Raw genomic sequence first — 15448 nt, forward strand, 5'->3', positions numbered from 1 at the left:
AGGCCCTGCCGTCGCCGGCAGGGCCTCTTGATCCGGTGCAACTTGCGGCCGGACCGATTACAGCTTCTGCGCCTGCATGAAGCGGTCGAAGGTGCCTTCCGTGAAGCGGAACCAGGCGTTCTGGTCGGCCAGGAACTTGGCGTAGTCGCCGTACACCTTCTTCCACTCGGGGTTGGTGTTGTTCAGGTCGGCGTAGATCTGCTGGGCCGACTTGAAAGCCGCGTCCATCACGTCCTTCGAGAACGGGCGCAGCTTGGTGCCCGAGCCCACGAGCTGCTTCAGCGCGACGGGGTTGCGCGCGTCGTACTTCGCGGTCATGCCGACATTGGCCTGCGCGGCAGCCGCCGAAACGATCGCCTTGTACTCGGCCGACAGGCCTTCCCACGCCTTGGTGTTGATGTAGAAGTCCAGTTGCGGACCACCTTCCCACCAGCCGGGGTAGTAGTAGTACTGCGCGACCTTGTTGAAGCCGAGCTTCTGGTCGTCGTAAGGGCCGACCCACTCCAGTGCGTCCAACGTGCCCTTTTCGAGCGCGGGGTACAGGTCCGCGCCGGGGATCGACTGCGGGATCACGCCGAAGGGTTCGAGCACGCGGCCGGCGAACGGGTTGGTGCGGAACTTCAGGCCCTTCAGGTCGGCGACCGACTTGATCTCCTTGCGGAACCAGCCGCCCATCTGCGCGCCGGTGTTGCCGCCCGGCAGGTTGTAGATGTTGTACTTGGCGTAGAAGTCGCGCATGAGCTTCAGGCCGTTGCCTTCGTACATCCATGCGTTCATCTGGCGGGTGTTCATGCCGAAGGGCACCGCGCAGCCGAGGCAGAAGGTCGGGTCCTTGCCGTAGAAGTAGTACGGCGCCGTGTGCGCCATCTCGACCGACGCGTTCTGCACGCCGTCGACCACGCCGAAGGCGGGCATCAGTTCGCCGCCTGCATGCACCGATATCTGGAACTTGCCGCCCGTCATGTCGCTCACGCTCTTCGAGAACGTCTCGGCCGTGCCATAGATGGTGTCGAGGGACTTCGGGAAGCTCGACGCGAGACGCCAGCGCACGGCAGCCTGCGCATGAACCGCAGGCGCGATGCCCGCGGCGAGAACGCCGGCGATGCCGGCGTTTTTGATGAGGGAACGACGATCCATTGATTGGTCTCCGGGGCTTGAAAAACGAGAACGCGGCTTGTGGCCGCGTCGCTGACCAGACTGGTCAGCGACCATTGTAAAAAATGCTTACACAACGCCGGGGCGGGTTTTCCCTGCGGAAACCACGCTGTCGAAGCGCTGCGCGATGGAGCGCTCGATGCCTTCTGCGTCCAGGCCGATGCCGGAGAGCAGCTTCGCCGGATCGCCGTGTTCGATGAAGCGGTCGGGCAGTCCGAGTTGCAGGACCGGCTTTTGCAGGCCCGCGGCCTGCAGGGCTTCGAGGACCGCGCTGCCGGCGCCGCCCATGATCGCGCCCTCTTCCACCGTGACCAGTGCCTCGTGCGAGCCGGCGATCTTGAGCAGCAGTTCGACGTCGAGCGGTTTCGCCCAGCGCATGTTGACCACGGTGGCGTCCAGCGACTCCGCGGCCTTCAATGCCGGATAGAGCAAGGTGCCGAAGGCGAGGATCGCGATCTTGCGGCCTTCGCGGCGGATCTCGCCCTTGCCGAACGGCAGGCCATCGAGCGACTGCGGCGGCGCGACGCCCGCGCCCGAACCGCGCGGATAACGCACCGCCACCGGATGGCTCTGCTCGTAGGCCGTGGTGAGCAGTTGACGGCACTCGGCTTCATCGGCCGGGCAGGCCACGCTCATGTTGGGAACGCAGCGCAGGAACGAGATGTCGTAGGCGCCCGCATGCGTCGCACCGTCGGCACCGACGAGGCCCGCGCGATCGAGCGCGAACACCACCGGCAGGTTCTGGATCGCGACGTCGTGAATGAGCTGGTCGTACGCGCGCTGCAGGAAGGTCGAATAGATCGCGACCACCGGCTTGAGGCCTTCGCACGCGAGTCCGGCCGCGAAGGTGACCGAATGCTGCTCCGCGATGCCGACGTCGTAGTAGCGCTCGGGGAAGCGCTTCTCGAACTCGACGAGGCCCGAGCCCTCGCGCATCGCCGGCGTGATGCCGACGAGGCGGGCGTCCTTGGCGGCCATGTCGCACAGCCAGGTGCCGAAGATCTGCGTGAATGTCTGCTTGGGCGCGGTCGCGGGCTTGACGAGCCCGACCGCCGGATCGAACTTCGAAGGCCCGTGATAGGCCACCGGATCGGCCTCCGCGAGCTTGTAGCCCTGGCCCTTCTTCGTGACCACGTGCAGGAACTGCGGGCCGCGCAGATGCTTGAGGTTCTCGAGCGTCGGCACCAGCGAATCGATGTCGTGCCCGTCGATCGGACCGACGTAGTTGAAGCCGAACTGCTCGAACAGCGTGGCCGGCACGACCATGCCCTTGGCATGCTGCTCCAGGCGCTTCGCGAGTTCGAAGAGGGGCGGCGCGGCGCGCAGCACGCTCTTGCCGACGTTCTTCGCGGCGGCGTAGAAGTTGCCGCTCATGAGCTGCGCGAGGTAGCGGTTGAGCGCACCCACCGGCGGGCTGATCGACATGTCGTTGTCGTTCAGGATCACCAGCAACTTGCAGTCGTCGCACACGCCCGCGTTGTTCAGCGCCTCGAAGGCCATGCCGGCCGTGAGCGCGCCGTCGCCGATGATCGCGACCGAATGGCGGTCCTCGCCCTTCTGCCGAGCCGCCAGCGCCATGCCGAGCGCGGCCGAGATGCTGGTCGACGAATGCGCGGTGCCGAAGGTGTCGTATTCGCTTTCGGTGCGCTGCGGAAAGCCGGAGATGCCGCCGAGCTGGCGCAGCGTCGGCATGCGGTCGCGGCGGCCGGTGAGGATCTTGTGCGGATAGGTCTGGTGGCCCACATCCCACACCAATCGGTCGTGCGGCGTGTTGAAGACGTGGTGCAGCGCGACCGTGAGCTCCACGGTGCCCAGGTTCGAGCTGAGATGGCCGCCGGTGCGCGAGACGTTGTCGAGCACGCAGGTGCGCACCTCGTCGGCGAGTTGCTTGAGTTGAGCGCGGTCCATTTGCCGCAGCTGGGAGGGGTCGTGGATGGTGGGGAGCAGCGGAGCCATGTGCAGTTCTTGTCGTTATCGATCGCGATCGACGACCATGTGGGCGAGCGCGCGCAGCGCGCCCGTGTCGGCCAGCGCGCTGCGATCCAGCGCTTCGAGGGCCTGGGCCAGCAACTGGCGCGCCTCGGCACGCGCGCCGTCGAGGCCGAGGAGTGAAACGTAGGTGGGCTTGTCGCTCGCAGCGTCCTTGCCCGCCGTCTTGCCGAGCGTTTCGGAATCGGCGATGACATCGAGGATGTCGTCGACCACCTGGAAAGCCAATCCGATGGCCGCGCCGTAGTCGCGCAATGCGACGAGCGTTTGCGGCGAAAGCGCATTGCCGCAGGCCGCGCCCATCTCGACGCTGCCTTGCAGCAGCGCGCCGGTCTTGAGGCGGTGCATGTTGCGCAGCTCGGCTTCGGTCAGCGCGACGCCGACACTGGCGAGGTCAATCGCCTGGCCGCCCGCCATGCCCTGGCTGCCGGCGGCGCGCGCCAGCAGGCGGCACAGCATCGCCTGCACCGCCGGCGAAATGCTGGTGCCATCCGGCGTGAGCAACTCGAACGCGAGCGCTTGAAGGGCATCGCCGGCCAGCAGCGCATCGGCTTCACCGAACTTGACGTGCACCGTGGGCTTGCCGCGGCGAAGCACGTCGTTGTCCATGCACGGCAGGTCGTCGTGCACCAGGGAATAGGCGTGGATCAGCTCGACCGCGCACGCGGCGCGCAACGCCGCTTCTGCGTGGCCGCCGACCGCCTCGCTCGCGGCCAGGACGAGCAGCGGACGCAAACGCTTGCCGCCGTCGAGGACCGCATAGCGCATCGCGTCGCCCAGGAGCACCGGCGCATCCACGCCGACCCATTCGGACAAAGCGGATTCGACGCGCGCCAGCAGCGGTTCGCTCCATGCGGACAGACGAACGGCATCCCACCGCAAGGTTTCGCAGGCCGTCGTCATTCGGCCGTCCAGACCTTGAGGCTGCCTGCGTCGAGCAGCTTGATCTGGTCTTCGACCGCTTGCAGCTTGTCGCGGCAGAACGCCAGAAGCGCCGCGCCGCGCTGGTAGCTGCCAAGAAGCTGATCGAGCGGCAACTGGCCTGATTCGAGTTCGTTCACGAGTTGTTCGAGCTCCTGCAAGCCGGCTTCATAGGTGGCCGGCAGCGCGCCGGTATCGGGCGCGGCGGATTCGGCCGGCTGGGAGGAAGAAGGCACCTTGGGCATGCGGCGATCGTGGGTGAAACCCTACATTTTAGGGCGGGGGACCCGATCGCATCCCGACGGGTACAATCCGCGGTTCTCCGGGCCGGCTGATGCTGACCCATTTTCTTTTGGGGCCGCCGCGCGACACCGCACGCTTTCAAGGCAGCCATCCGTTCCTCTTTCTCCCTGTGGGGAGCTTGGTCAGGTCACCCATGTCTGATTTAAGTCTTCAACTGCAGCAGGCTTCGAGCCAACTTCCGGTTTCTGCGTATTTCGACGAGGCGCTCTACGCCCGCGAGATGCAAACCCTCTTCGCCGCCGGTCCGCGCTATGTCGGCCATCGGCTGGCGGTCCCCGAGCCGGGCAGCTTCCATACGCTGCCGCAGGAGCACCAGGGCCGCGCGCTGGTCCACACGCCCAAGGGCGTGGAGCTGATTTCCAACGTATGCCGCCACCGGCAGGCGCTGATCCTCCAAGGACGCGGCGAAATCGATCCGACGAGCGGCGGCAACATCATCTGCCCCCTGCACCGCTGGACCTACGCGGCCGCGGACCCGCGCACGACCGGCACGCTGATCGGCGCGCCCCATTTCGAGCAGGACCCCTGCCTCAACCTGCACAACTACCCGCTGACCGAATGGAACGGGCTGCTCTTCGAGAAGAGCGTCCAACCCGGCAGCCGTGACGTGGCCACCGACCTCGCGAACCTCGGCGCGCGCGCCGACCTCGATTTCGAGGGCTATGCGCTCGATCGTGTCGAACTGCACGAGTGCAACTACAACTGGAAGACCTTCATCGAGGTCTACCTCGAGGACTACCACGTCGGCCCCTTCCATCCCGGCCTCGGCAGCTTCGTGACCTGCGACGACCTGCGCTGGGAATTCGGCAGGCACCATTCCGTACAGACGGTCGGCGTGGCCAACCGCCTCGGCCGCGCCGGCAGCCCGGTGTACCAGCGCTGGCAGGAACAGTTGCTGAAGTACCGCGAAGGCAAGCCGCCGAAGTACGGCGCGATCTGGCTCACCTACTACCCGAACGTCATGGTCGAGTGGTATCCGCACGTGCTCACGGTGTCCACGCTGCACCCGATCGGACCGCAGAAGACGCTCAACATGGTCGAGTTCTTCTACCCCGAGGAAATCGTCGCCTTCGAGCGCGAGTTCGTCGAGGCGCAGCAGGCTGCCTACATGGAAACCTGCGTCGAGGACGACGAGATCGCCGAACGCATGGACGCCGGCCGCCGCGCGCTGATGCTGCGCGGCGACGACGAAAGCGGCCCTTACCAGAGCCCGATGGAAGACGGCATGCAGCAGTTCCATGAGTGGTATCGGCGGCAATTTTGACTCGCCCCCAGGCTCGCGCACTTCGTGTCGCTCTCCACCCCCTGCCGGGGGCGCAGCCCGCGGCCCGGCCAAGCCGGTTCCGCGGCTGCCCGCGAACGGGCGGGCGCTTCGCGCCGCCGGGGGTGAGTCACTGATGCAAGCACTGTGGATGGTGCTTGGGGCGCTGATCTTCGCCACCATGGGCGTGTGCGTGAAATTCGCATCCGCTTGGTTTTCCTCTGCTGAACTGGTCTTCTACCGCGGCCTGATCGGCATCGTCTTCCTGTGGATCCTTGCGCGGCAGCGCGGCGTGACGCTCGCCACGCGCTATCCCGGCATGCACGCATGGCGCAGCCTGATCGGCGTGGTGTCGCTCGGCGCGTGGTTCTATGCGATCGCGCACATGCCGCTCGCCACCGCGATGACGCTCAACTACATGAGCAGCGTGTGGATCGCGGCCTTTCTCGTCGGCGGCGCGCTGCTGGCGTGGGTGCCCGTGCCCGGCCGCGACGGGCGCACGCAGCGACCGCCATTGCAAGGGCCTCTCGTGCTCACCGTGCTCGTGGGCTTCGGCGGCGTGGTCCTGATGCTCAAGCCGACGGTGGAAGGCAGCCAGGGCTTCGCAGGCATGCTGGGACTGCTGTCGGGGCTGACGGCCGCCTTCGCCTACATGCAGGTGGTCGCGCTGTCGCGCATCGGCGAACCGGAATCGCGCACGGTCTTCTACTTCGCCGTGGGTTCGGCCGTTGCGGGCGGGCTCGGCACGCTGGTCGGCCCTTCGACGCCTTTCGATGCCTGGACGTGGGGCCATGCTGCCTGGCTGCTGCCGGTCGGCCTGCTGGCCGCGCTCGGCCAGCTTTGCATGACGCGCGCCTACGCCACCGCCAAGACCGAAAGCGGTACGCTCTTGGTCGCGAATCTCCAGTACTCGGGGATCGTGTTCGCCGCGATGTACAGCGTGCTGCTGTTCGGTGACCGCATCGACGCGACCGGATGGCTCGGCATGGCGCTGATCGTGGCGAGCGGCATTGCGGCGACGGTGCTGCGGCAACGCTCGTTGCCGAAGGCGCCCGCCGAGGAACATTGAAGGACATCACATGTACACCACCCTGATTTCCGTCGAGCAGCTCCAGGGCCTGAAGGCCAACGAGGCCCGGTTGATGGTGTTCGACTGCACCTTCGACCTGATGAAGCCCGATGCCGGCGCGCAGCTCTACCGGACCGCGCACATCCCGGGTGCGGTGTATGCCCACCTCGACACCGCACTCAGCGCGAAGCACGGCGTGGCTGGCGCGCACGGCGTCGTCGTCGCGAAGGAAGAAGGCCCGCCTGCTTCGGGCGGCCGCCACCCCTTGCCCAGCCGCGAGAAGTTCGCCGCCTGGCTCTCCAGCGTCGGCTTCGCGAACGACATGCAGGCGGTGGTCTACGACCGCAACGGCGCGAACTACTGCGGCCGCCTCTGGTGGATGCTCAAGTGGATGGGCCACGAGGCGGTGGCGGTGCTCGACGGCGGCCTGCAAGCCTGGCAGGCCGCGGGCGGCGCCGTCACGGACCGCGAGGAGCCCTCGCACTTCCAGTCGAACTTCGTCACCGGCGAACCCTTGACGCGACTCGTCGACACGAAGACGGTGGCCGCGCGGCTCGCGCAGGCTGACCAGACGCTGATCGACGCACGCGCACCGCAGCGCTATCGCGGCGAAGTGGAACCTCTGGACCCGATCGCCGGTCACATCCCCGGGGCCCTGAACCGGCCCTTTTCCGAGAACCTCGGACCCGACGGGAAGTTCAAGCCGGCCGCGCAATTGCGCGCCGAATTCGAATCGTTGCTGGCGGGCCGGGAGCCGTCCACGGTGGTCCACCAATGCGGCAGCGGCGTGAGCGCGGTGCCCAACCTCCTCGCGATGCAGGTCGCAGGATTGGGTCCGACCGCGCTCTATGCCGGCAGCTGGAGCGAATGGAGCAACACGCCGGGGCTGCCGACCCGGCAAGGCGCAGAACCATGAAATCGATGAGCCGGCCGCTCATTTCACTCGCACTGACCACAGTCATCGCCATCCCTTTCGGCGCGCTCGCGCAAGCCCAACACGCGCATGTGCATGGACAGATCAAGCTCGACGTCGTCGTCGAAGGCCCCACCGTGGTGATCGAGATGGAGTCACCGCTCGACAACTTCACCGGCTTCGAGCGCGCGCCGCGCACCGATGCCGAGAAGAAGACCGCGGACACCGTCATCGCACAGTTGCGCGCGGCGGACCAGATCTTCCGCATCGACCCGGTCGCCAATTGCAAGCTCGGCCCCGTCACCCTGCGTTCGCCCGCACTCGGATTGGGCAAGGCCGAGGGTGAATCGACCGAAGGCCATGCCGATCTCGACGGCACCTTCGCCTTCAATTGCACCAATGCGGCGGCGGCGAAGTTCATCGACATTGGCCTGTTCGGCGCGTTCAAGGGTCCGCGCCAGATCGAAGCGCAGATCGCATCGCCGCAAGGCCAGTTCAAGCGGTCGCTGAAGCGGCCCGCCGAACGGCTCGCATGGAGCAAGTGACCCGGCTGTGAGCTCCGTACTTTCGGCTGAATCGCTCCGATTCCAATGGCCAGGTGCGAAGGCGCCATGCATCGACATCGAACGGCTGGACATCGCCGCGGGCGAAGCCGTGTTCCTGCACGGCCCGAGCGGCTGCGGCAAGAGCACGCTGCTGTCGCTGCTGGCGGGCGTGCTGGTGGCCCAACAGGGGCGCGCCACGCTGCTCGGACACGACTGGGCCGCGCTTTCGGGTGCGCGCCGGGACCGGCTTCGGGTCGCACATGTCGGCTACATCTTCCAGCAGTTCAACCTGCTGCCCTACCTGAGCGTACTGGACAACGTCCTGCTGCCTTGTCGCTTCTCGGCACGTCGCATGGCCCAGGCGATGCGCGATGGCACGGCGCAGGCGCAGGCCGAGCTCCTGCTTGCACAGATGGGCCTGGATTCGAGTCTGTGGCGGCGGCAGGCCCTGCAGTTGTCCGTCGGGCAGCAGCAGCGCGTCGCAGCGGCGCGCGCGCTGATCGGCCACCCCGAAGTCGTGATCGCCGACGAACCCACCTCGGCGCTCGATGAAGACCGCCGCGAAGCCTTTCTCGACGTGCTGCTCACGGCCTGCAAGACGAACCGCAGCGCGCTGGTTTTCGTGAGCCACGATCAGCGGATCGCCGAGCGCTTCGCGCGCCACGTCCTGCTGCCGGAGATCAATCGTGCGGCCTCGGGGGAGCCCGCATGACCGCCGCGCCGGGCCGCCCCAAGCAAGGTCGCGTCCCCCCGGGGGGCAGCGAGGACACGCAGTGCCGAGCGTGGGGGCCAGCATGACCGCACTTTTCGGCATTGCGTGGCGCAGCGCATGGAACCGCCGCTTCACGCTCGCGCTGACCGTGTTGTCGATCGCGCTGTCGACCTTCCTGCTGCTCGGCGTGGAGCGCATCCGCACCGAGATGCGCGAGAACTTCGCGTCCTCGGTGTCGGGCACCGACCTGATCGTCGGCGCGCGCACCGGCTCCACGCAGCTGCTGCTGTACTCGGTGTTCCGGATCGGTTCCGCGACCAACAACATCCAGTGGAAGAGCGTGCAGGCACTTGCCGCGCATCCCGGCGTGAGCTGGGTGGTGCCGATGTCGCTCGGCGATTCGCACCGCGGCTTCGCGGTGCTCGCGACCACGCCGGAGTACTTCGAGCACTTCCGCTACGGCGACCGCCAGCCGTTGCGCATGCGCGATGGCAAGCCGTTCGGTGAACTGTTCGACGCGGTGATCGGCGCCGAGGTCGCGGACCGCCTCGGCTATCGGGTCGGCCAGAAGATCACGCTCGCGCACGGCAGCGGCGAGCTGGTCGCCGAGCATGCCGACAAGCCCTTCACGGTGATGGGAGTGCTCGCGCGCACCGGCACGCCGGTCGACCGCACGGTGCACATCGGCCTCGGCGCGATGGAGGCCATCCACCTCGAATGGGCCGGCGGAGCGCCGATGCCGGGCGTCAAGATCCCGGCCGATCAGGTGCGCAAGTTCGACCTCACGCCGAAGAACGTGACTGCCGCGCTGGTCGGCCTCAAGAACCGTGCCGCGGTGTTCGCGGTGCAGCGCTGGGTGTCGACCTATTCCGGCGAGCCGCTCATGGCCATCCTCCCCGGCGTGGCGCTCGACGAACTGTGGAGCGTGATCGGCGTCGGCGAGAACGCGCTGCTGCTCATGTCCGCGCTCGTTGCGCTGGTGAGCCTTGCGGGGCTGGTCTCGGTGGTGATGGCGGGGCTGAACGAGCGCCGCCGCGAACTCGCGGTGCTGCGCGCGGTCGGCGCGAATCTGCGCCACGTGCTCACGCTGCTCGCACTCGAAGGCGCTCTGGTCACGCTGCTCGGCGTGGCGGTCGGCGTGGCGCTCGCGACCGTGGGCATCGCGGTGCTGTCGCCCTCGCTGCAATCCCGGTTCGGATTGGCCCTGCACCTGTCCGAACCTACACTGAACGAATGGCTGCTGCTGGCAAGCCTGATCGTCGCGGGCTGGCTCGCGAGCCTGCTGCCCGGCATCCGTGCCTACCGGCTTTCGCTGGCCGATGGACTTTCCCCAAGGATCTGAAGATGACTCTGCGCCTTCCTCTTTCGTTTCTTCTCGCCGTGGTGATCGCGAGCAGCGCGCTTGCGGCCGAGCCCTCCCCCTCGGCCACCTCGCCGACCAATCCGCTCGGCGGCAAGGCGGGCAGCGAAAAGGTCGCACCCGGCCAGCCGCGCGTGATTTCGTGGGAAGAGTTGGTGCCCAAGGACTGGGATCCGATGAAGGAACTCAAGGGCATGGACCTGAGCAAGCTCGACGACAGCGACCCGCGCGCGAACGAGCTGCTGATGAAGCTGCAGGACGTGTCGAACAACGCGCCCACCAACACGGCGATGAACGGGGTCGAGGTCAAGATCCCGGGCTTCATCGTGCCGCTTGAGGAGAACAAGGGCGAGGTCACCGAGTTCCTGCTGGTGCCCTACTTCGGCGCCTGCATCCACACGCCGCCGCCGCCGGCCAACCAGATCCTGCACGTGCGTCCGAAACAGGGCGCGAAGTTCCGCGCGATGGACACGGTCTGGGTCACCGGCAAGCTGCAGACGCTGCGCAACGACTCGATGATGGGCGTGAGCGGCTATCACATCACCGCCGACAGCGTCACCAAGTACACCGGCGGCGCGAAGTAGGCCGCTTTCGGCTCAGAGCCGCTTCGTCATGAAGAGGCTGTTCGGGTCCGGGGCGTAGTCGCCGAAGGGTTCGCAGCGCGTGAATCCGAAGGACTCGTAGAGCCGGTGCGCAGGTGCGAAGGCCTGCATGCTTCCTGTCTCCAGGCTGAGGCGCTCGAAGCCACGCGCCTGCGCCTCGGCGACGATGTGATTCAGAACGGCGCGCGCCACGCCGCGTCCGCGATGCGCTTCGGCGGTGCGCATCGACTTGATCTCGCCATGCGTCGACGACAGCGCGCGCAGTGCGCCGCAGCCGAGCAGGTCGCCGCCTTTCCACACCGTCCAGAACGAGATGTCCGGCTGACGCAGCTTGTCGAGATCCAGCGCGTGCACGCTCTCCGGAGGCGACACCGCGCGCATGTGACTCAGATGCTCTTCGAGCAAGGCGCGGATCTCCGGCCCGCGGAGGTCGTCCTGCCGGATCTCCATGGTCACTGCTTGCCGATCTCGGTCAGGAGCCGGGTGACGAGATACAGGCGCGGCACGATCGAATCCACCTCGATGTATTCGTCCTTCGCGTGATAGCCGAAGCCGGCGAGGCCGAAGCTCTCGAGCACCGTGGCCTTGCCCGAACGCCCCGCGAAGCCCGCGTCGGTGCCACCGCCGGTCATCGGCGCCAGCGCGAGGTCGCGATCGATCTCCTTGTAGATCGCCTGCGCCTTCGCGGCGAGCGCCGCGCCCTTCTCGCCGGCCAGGAAGGCGGGGCGGCCCACTTCGACCTTCAGGATGGTTTCGGTGTCGGGAATCAGCTTTCCGCTGTCGATCTTGCTGCGCAGCGCGGCTTCGAGCTTCTTCTCCGCGCCGGGCTGGGTGATGCGGATGTCGCCCAGCGCCTGTGCCTTGGCGGTGATCTGGTTGAGCGGGCCGTTGGCGCTCGCCACGGTCCAGTTGAGCGTGGCGCCCGGCGTTTCCTTCGGCACGTCCTTGGTCTGCAGCATCTGGTAGGCCAACTCGTACAGTGCGTTGCGGCCCAGCTCGGGCGCGGCCCCGGCGTGCGCTGCGCGTCCCTTCACATCGAGCGTGGCGGTCGCGATGCCCGCGGCGCCGAGCAGCAGGGCCTCGCCCTTCGCCACCGATTTCGCGGCAGTGGGTTCGAAGGACAGCACGACATCGTGCTGATCGGCCAGCGTGGCGATCAGCTCGCCCGAACCGACGGACCCGACTTCCTCGTCGGGATTGAAGAGCACGGTGAGCGTGTCGTAGTCGCGCCAGCCGGCCTCCCCGAGGATCTTGAGCGCGGCGAGCATCACCGCGATGCCGCCCTTGTCGTCGGCGATGCCGGGACCGTAGATCCGGTTGCCGTCGACCTTGTAGGGCTGCGTGCCCAGGATGCCGGCCGGGTAGACGGTATCCATGTGCGCCTGCAGCATGATCTTTCGCTTGCCCGTGCCCTTGAGCGTGCCGATCACGATGTCGGTGCCCGCACCGGCCGTCGCCTTGCGCCGCTCGATCTTGAAGCCCGTGCTCTTGAGGCGGCCCTCGACCACATCCGCCATCTTCATCAGACCGTCGACGTCGAGGCTGCCCGACTCGATGAGCACCATGTCCTTGAGGTTGTCGATGACTGCGGGTTGCGCCTTTTCGGCTGCGGCGAGCAGCCCGGCATCGGGGGCGGCCTGCACTGCCGGGCTTGCAAGAACAAAACAGGCCATCGCGAGGGCCGAGAGCGCACCGGGAAGACGTCGATTCATCATGAACAGGAGATGGTTGAAAAAGCGCGGAGAAGCATATTTCACACCTCGCCCGGCACAAGCACATCCGGGACAAGCGTGCATGGCCTCATGCGCGGGTTTCAACTAGGCACGCTTCAACCGCCCACCGTGCCACCATGGCAGCGCCAATTGCACCGGATCCCAAACGACAGCAAGGAGAACACCATGACCAGCCATGTCTACAAGCTCATCGAACTCACCGGTTCCTCCCCCAACAGCAGCGACGACGCGGTTCGCCGCGCCGTCACCAAGGCGAGCGAATCGGTCCGCAACATCCAGTGGTTCGAAGTCACCGAAACCCGCGGCCACGTCGTCGACGGCAAAGTCGCCCATTGGCAGGTCACCCTGAAAGTAGGCTTCACCCTGGAAGACTGAAACAGCGGAATCAGCGGCGGCGCAAAGCGCCCGCCCGTTGGTGAGCCGCCGCGGAACCGGCTTCGCCGGGCCGCAGGCGGCGCCCCCTTGAGGGGGCTGAGGGCCGCGGCTCCAAGCCTGCCTGCGCAGGCTTGGACGGCCCGAAGAGCTGCCGCCCCCGGCGGCCGCCCGAGAGAGCGACACGAAGTGCGCGAGCCTGGGGGTGGACTCAGTCCGGCGCCTGCATCACCCGATCGAACTCCTCGTCCGCCAGCACGTTGTCCGCGTCCAGTTCGCTCGCATCGGTCAGATCGATGCCGGTCTCCTCCGAGAGTTCGTCCGTCACCTCGGCGTCGAGCTCGTCGTCCTCGAATTCTTCGTTCTCCGCATCCTCGGACACGGTGTCATCGGTCTCGTCGATCTCGGGTTCGTCTGCGGCTTCTCCGGTACGCAGAGGGGGCTCGGCGCTCTTCATGATCGGACTCCTGGCTGACTGACTGCGCATCGCAGCGATGCACACCCGAGTGTGGGCCCAACGGTCGGAGCCGTCTTGTCAGAAAAGACGCAACAAGCGTTTCAGAACGTGCATGGCGCGGGCGGTCGATCAATCCGCGTGGCCATGCGCCTCGTGCGACTCATGCGCGTGGTCGGCATCACCGTGCGAATGGGCATGCTCGCCATGGGCAAGGCGGCTGACGAGCGTGACCAGCACGATGCCGATCGCCAGCCACACGATCTGCATGGCCGTCTGGCGCGCAGGCAGGCGTTTTTGCAGTTGCGGGATCAGGTCGGCCAGTGCCACGTAGACGAAACTGCTGGACGCCAGCACGAGGAAATACGGCAGCCATTCGTGCAAGCGGTCCACCAGCCACCAGCCGACCACGCCACCGAGCGCGGTCATGGTGCCGGCCAGCGACACCTTGACCAGCGCCGCGCGTTGATTGGCCGAACTCTGGCGCAGCACCACCAGGTCGCCGATATGGTGCGGCACCTCATGCGCCAGCACGGCCACCGCGGCGACCAGTCCGAGCCGCAGGTCGGCGATGAAGGCCGATGCGATCAGGATGCCGTCGCCGAAGCAGTGCACGCTGTCGCCGGTGAGCACCGCCCAGCCGCCGCCCTTGGCGGTCGGGGCATGGGAATGCCCGTGCGAATGCACATGGGCGTGCGCGTGGTGATGGTCGTGGTCGTGATCGGGGGCGCCTTCATGGTGATGCTCGTGCCCGTGGTGCCACAACTCGGCCTTGTCCAGCAGGAAGAAGAAGACCAGCCCGAACAGCAGCACCGCAAAGAGCACGCCCGGCGCAATATGGCTTTCGAAGGCTTCCGGGAGCAGGTGCATGAAAGCGGTGGCGAGCAGCGCGCCCGCCGCGAGGCTCAGCAGATGCTGCGGGTTGACACCGCCTTCGCCGGTGCGCACCCCCACGCGCAGCAGCAATGCGGCGATCCACACACTTCCGATGCCGGCGACCAGAGTCGCGGCGATGATGGCTAGCAAATTCATGACGGCTTGACGTGTCTGGCAAAACAAAAGCCGTCCATCGGACGGCTTTCGGTGGAAAGCGGCTGGAGGATGCGGCTTGTCCGCACCTTTGGCTCTTGGTTGGCCCTTGGTTGGTCCTGGCAGCCGGTCAGCCGGATGCCTGTTCGCTTTTCATCTTATCAATCATGTCAAGCGGGGGACGAAGGCATGTCGTAGGCGCGGTTTGCCAATGCGCAAGCCAGCACCCGTGCCGGGTCGACGAGCCGCAACCCACCCACGGCCGCCGAGCCTTGCAGCCCGAGCGGAATCTCGGTGCATCCCATCACGATCGCGACGTCGCCATGCCGCCGCCCCAGCTGGAGCGCGACCTCGCTGAAGCACGCCTCTGCCAGCGCCATGTCGCCGGCCTTCACGCCGTCGTAGATGCCGCGCATGAGCTGGCGCCGCTCGTCCGCCAGCGGCAGGTGGCAGCGCAGGCCTGCGTCGGCCATGGCGTGTTCGTAGAGACCGATGCGGTAGGTGCCCTCGGTCGCCATCAGCGCCACGTCGCGCACGCCCTCGGCCGCGAGATGCGCCGACACTTCGCGCGCCACGTGCAGCAGCTCGATGTGGGGAAACCGCGCCTGCAGCGTGCCATGCCACGCATGCGCGGTGTTGCACGCGATCGCGACCGCGCGGCTGCCGAGCGCGGCCAGCCGCCCCAGCGCCTGCAGCATCGGCTCGAGCGGCTGATGCGCGCCCGGGGTGGCGGAGTCGATCGCCCCGGTGCGATCGGGCACCGGCACCTGCGCCAGCCAGTGCTCCGGAAAGGCCTGGTCCCGCACCGGCTCGCCGCGCGCCCGCATCAGGCCGGCGCAGGCCTCGACGAACAGGCGCACGAAGTCCGCGCCGGCCGCAGGCCCCATGCCCCCCAGAATGCCAACCACCCGCGTCACAACCATCACCTTCCGTCAAATTCAAACCAGAAACACCGCGGAACCGGCTCCGCCGGGCCGCAGGTGTCGCCCCCTGCAAGGGGGTGGGCGGCCACACGAAGTGGGCAACCCGG

At 67.1% G+C, this 15448-nt stretch carries 17 protein-coding genes; 8 read left to right on the forward strand and 9 right to left on the reverse strand.

Features of this window, described 5'->3' with window-relative positions; translation table 11 throughout:
- Positions 1 to 57: 57 nt before the first annotated feature.
- The 4 genes from WKW77_RS16385 to xseB form a co-directional block, all read right to left on the reverse strand.
- Positions 58 to 1137, reverse strand: a complete 1080-nt coding sequence (locus WKW77_RS16385) for a TRAP transporter substrate-binding protein (protein ID WP_340357910.1) — start codon at positions 1135 to 1137, stop codon at positions 58 to 60.
- A gap of 87 nt (positions 1138 to 1224) precedes the next feature.
- Entirely contained in the window at positions 1225 to 3111 is a 1887-nt protein-coding gene (gene dxs, locus WKW77_RS16390) for a 1-deoxy-D-xylulose-5-phosphate synthase (protein ID WP_340357911.1), read from the reverse strand.
- A gap of 15 nt (positions 3112 to 3126) precedes the next feature.
- Complete coding sequence (locus WKW77_RS16395; protein ID WP_340357912.1) at positions 3127 to 4047, reverse strand: polyprenyl synthetase family protein; 921 nt, start codon at positions 4045 to 4047, stop codon at positions 3127 to 3129.
- Entirely contained in the window at positions 4044 to 4310 is a 267-nt protein-coding gene (gene xseB, locus WKW77_RS16400) for an exodeoxyribonuclease VII small subunit (protein ID WP_340357913.1), read from the reverse strand. Before xseB ends, WKW77_RS16395 begins: the two co-directional genes overlap by 4 nt.
- A 191-nt stretch (positions 4311 to 4501) precedes the next feature.
- Between xseB and WKW77_RS16405 the strand changes: the two genes are divergently transcribed.
- From WKW77_RS16405 to WKW77_RS16435, 7 genes are all read left to right on the forward strand, one after another.
- The gene (locus WKW77_RS16405) at positions 4502 to 5632 is read left to right on the forward strand and encodes an aromatic ring-hydroxylating oxygenase subunit alpha (protein ID WP_340357914.1); all 1131 of its coding nucleotides are present in this window, start codon (positions 4502 to 4504) and stop codon (positions 5630 to 5632) included.
- 133 nt (positions 5633 to 5765) lie between these two features.
- Positions 5766 to 6698 (forward strand): DMT family transporter, encoded by a 933-nt coding sequence (locus WKW77_RS16410; protein WP_340357915.1) that lies wholly within the window; start codon positions 5766 to 5768, stop codon positions 6696 to 6698.
- Between the two features lie 10 nt (positions 6699 to 6708).
- Positions 6709 to 7614 carry a sulfurtransferase gene (locus tag WKW77_RS16415; RefSeq protein WP_340357916.1) on the forward strand — a complete coding sequence of 302 codons (906 nt, stop codon included), beginning with the start codon at positions 6709 to 6711 and terminating at the stop codon, positions 7612 to 7614.
- Positions 7611 to 8156, forward strand: a complete 546-nt coding sequence (locus tag WKW77_RS16420) for a DUF2796 domain-containing protein (RefSeq protein ID WP_340357917.1) — start codon at positions 7611 to 7613, stop codon at positions 8154 to 8156. The genes WKW77_RS16415 and WKW77_RS16420 overlap by 4 nt, the downstream gene beginning before the upstream one ends.
- A 7-nt stretch (positions 8157 to 8163) precedes the next feature.
- Complete coding sequence (locus WKW77_RS16425) at positions 8164 to 8868, forward strand: ABC transporter ATP-binding protein (protein WP_340357918.1); 705 nt, start codon at positions 8164 to 8166, stop codon at positions 8866 to 8868.
- A gap of 82 nt (positions 8869 to 8950) precedes the next feature.
- On the forward strand, positions 8951 to 10210 hold the full coding sequence (locus WKW77_RS16430) for an ABC transporter permease (RefSeq protein WP_340357919.1): 1260 nt from the start codon (positions 8951 to 8953) through the stop codon (positions 10208 to 10210).
- A gap of 2 nt (positions 10211 to 10212) precedes the next feature.
- Positions 10213 to 10812, forward strand: coding sequence for a DUF3299 domain-containing protein (locus WKW77_RS16435; protein ID WP_340357920.1), 600 nt, complete (start codon positions 10213 to 10215; stop codon positions 10810 to 10812).
- Positions 10813 to 10824: 12 nt separating this feature from the next.
- Here WKW77_RS16435 and WKW77_RS16440 read toward each other — a convergent pair whose 3' ends face one another.
- Together WKW77_RS16440 and WKW77_RS16445 are read right to left on the reverse strand one after the other, a co-directional pair.
- Positions 10825 to 11280 (reverse strand): GNAT family N-acetyltransferase, encoded by a 456-nt coding sequence (locus tag WKW77_RS16440; RefSeq protein WP_340357921.1) that lies wholly within the window; start codon positions 11278 to 11280, stop codon positions 10825 to 10827.
- Positions 11281 to 11282: 2 nt separating this feature from the next.
- Positions 11283 to 12542, reverse strand: a complete 1260-nt coding sequence (locus tag WKW77_RS16445) for a glutamate carboxypeptidase (protein WP_340358005.1) — start codon at positions 12540 to 12542, stop codon at positions 11283 to 11285.
- A 186-nt stretch (positions 12543 to 12728) separates the two neighbouring features.
- Between WKW77_RS16445 and WKW77_RS16450 the strand changes: the two genes are divergently transcribed.
- The gene (locus WKW77_RS16450) at positions 12729 to 12938 is read left to right on the forward strand and encodes a dodecin (protein WP_340357922.1); all 210 of its coding nucleotides are present in this window, start codon (positions 12729 to 12731) and stop codon (positions 12936 to 12938) included.
- 208 nt (positions 12939 to 13146) lie between these two features.
- On the opposite strand, the gene WKW77_RS16455 is transcribed toward WKW77_RS16450, so the two are convergent.
- From WKW77_RS16455 to WKW77_RS16465, 3 genes are all read right to left on the reverse strand, one after another.
- Positions 13147 to 13392, reverse strand: coding sequence for a hypothetical protein (locus tag WKW77_RS16455; RefSeq protein ID WP_340357923.1), 246 nt, complete (start codon positions 13390 to 13392; stop codon positions 13147 to 13149).
- A gap of 129 nt (positions 13393 to 13521) precedes the next feature.
- Entirely contained in the window at positions 13522 to 14421 is a 900-nt protein-coding gene (locus tag WKW77_RS16460) for a ZIP family metal transporter (RefSeq protein ID WP_340357924.1), read from the reverse strand.
- A 167-nt stretch (positions 14422 to 14588) separates the two neighbouring features.
- Complete coding sequence (locus WKW77_RS16465; RefSeq protein WP_340358006.1) at positions 14589 to 15341, reverse strand: aspartate/glutamate racemase family protein; 753 nt, start codon at positions 15339 to 15341, stop codon at positions 14589 to 14591.
- Positions 15342 to 15448: the final 107 nt, after the last annotated feature.

This window comes from Variovorax ureilyticus, assembly GCF_037889935.1.
Classification (GTDB): domain Bacteria; phylum Pseudomonadota; class Gammaproteobacteria; order Burkholderiales; family Burkholderiaceae_C; genus Variovorax; species Variovorax ureilyticus.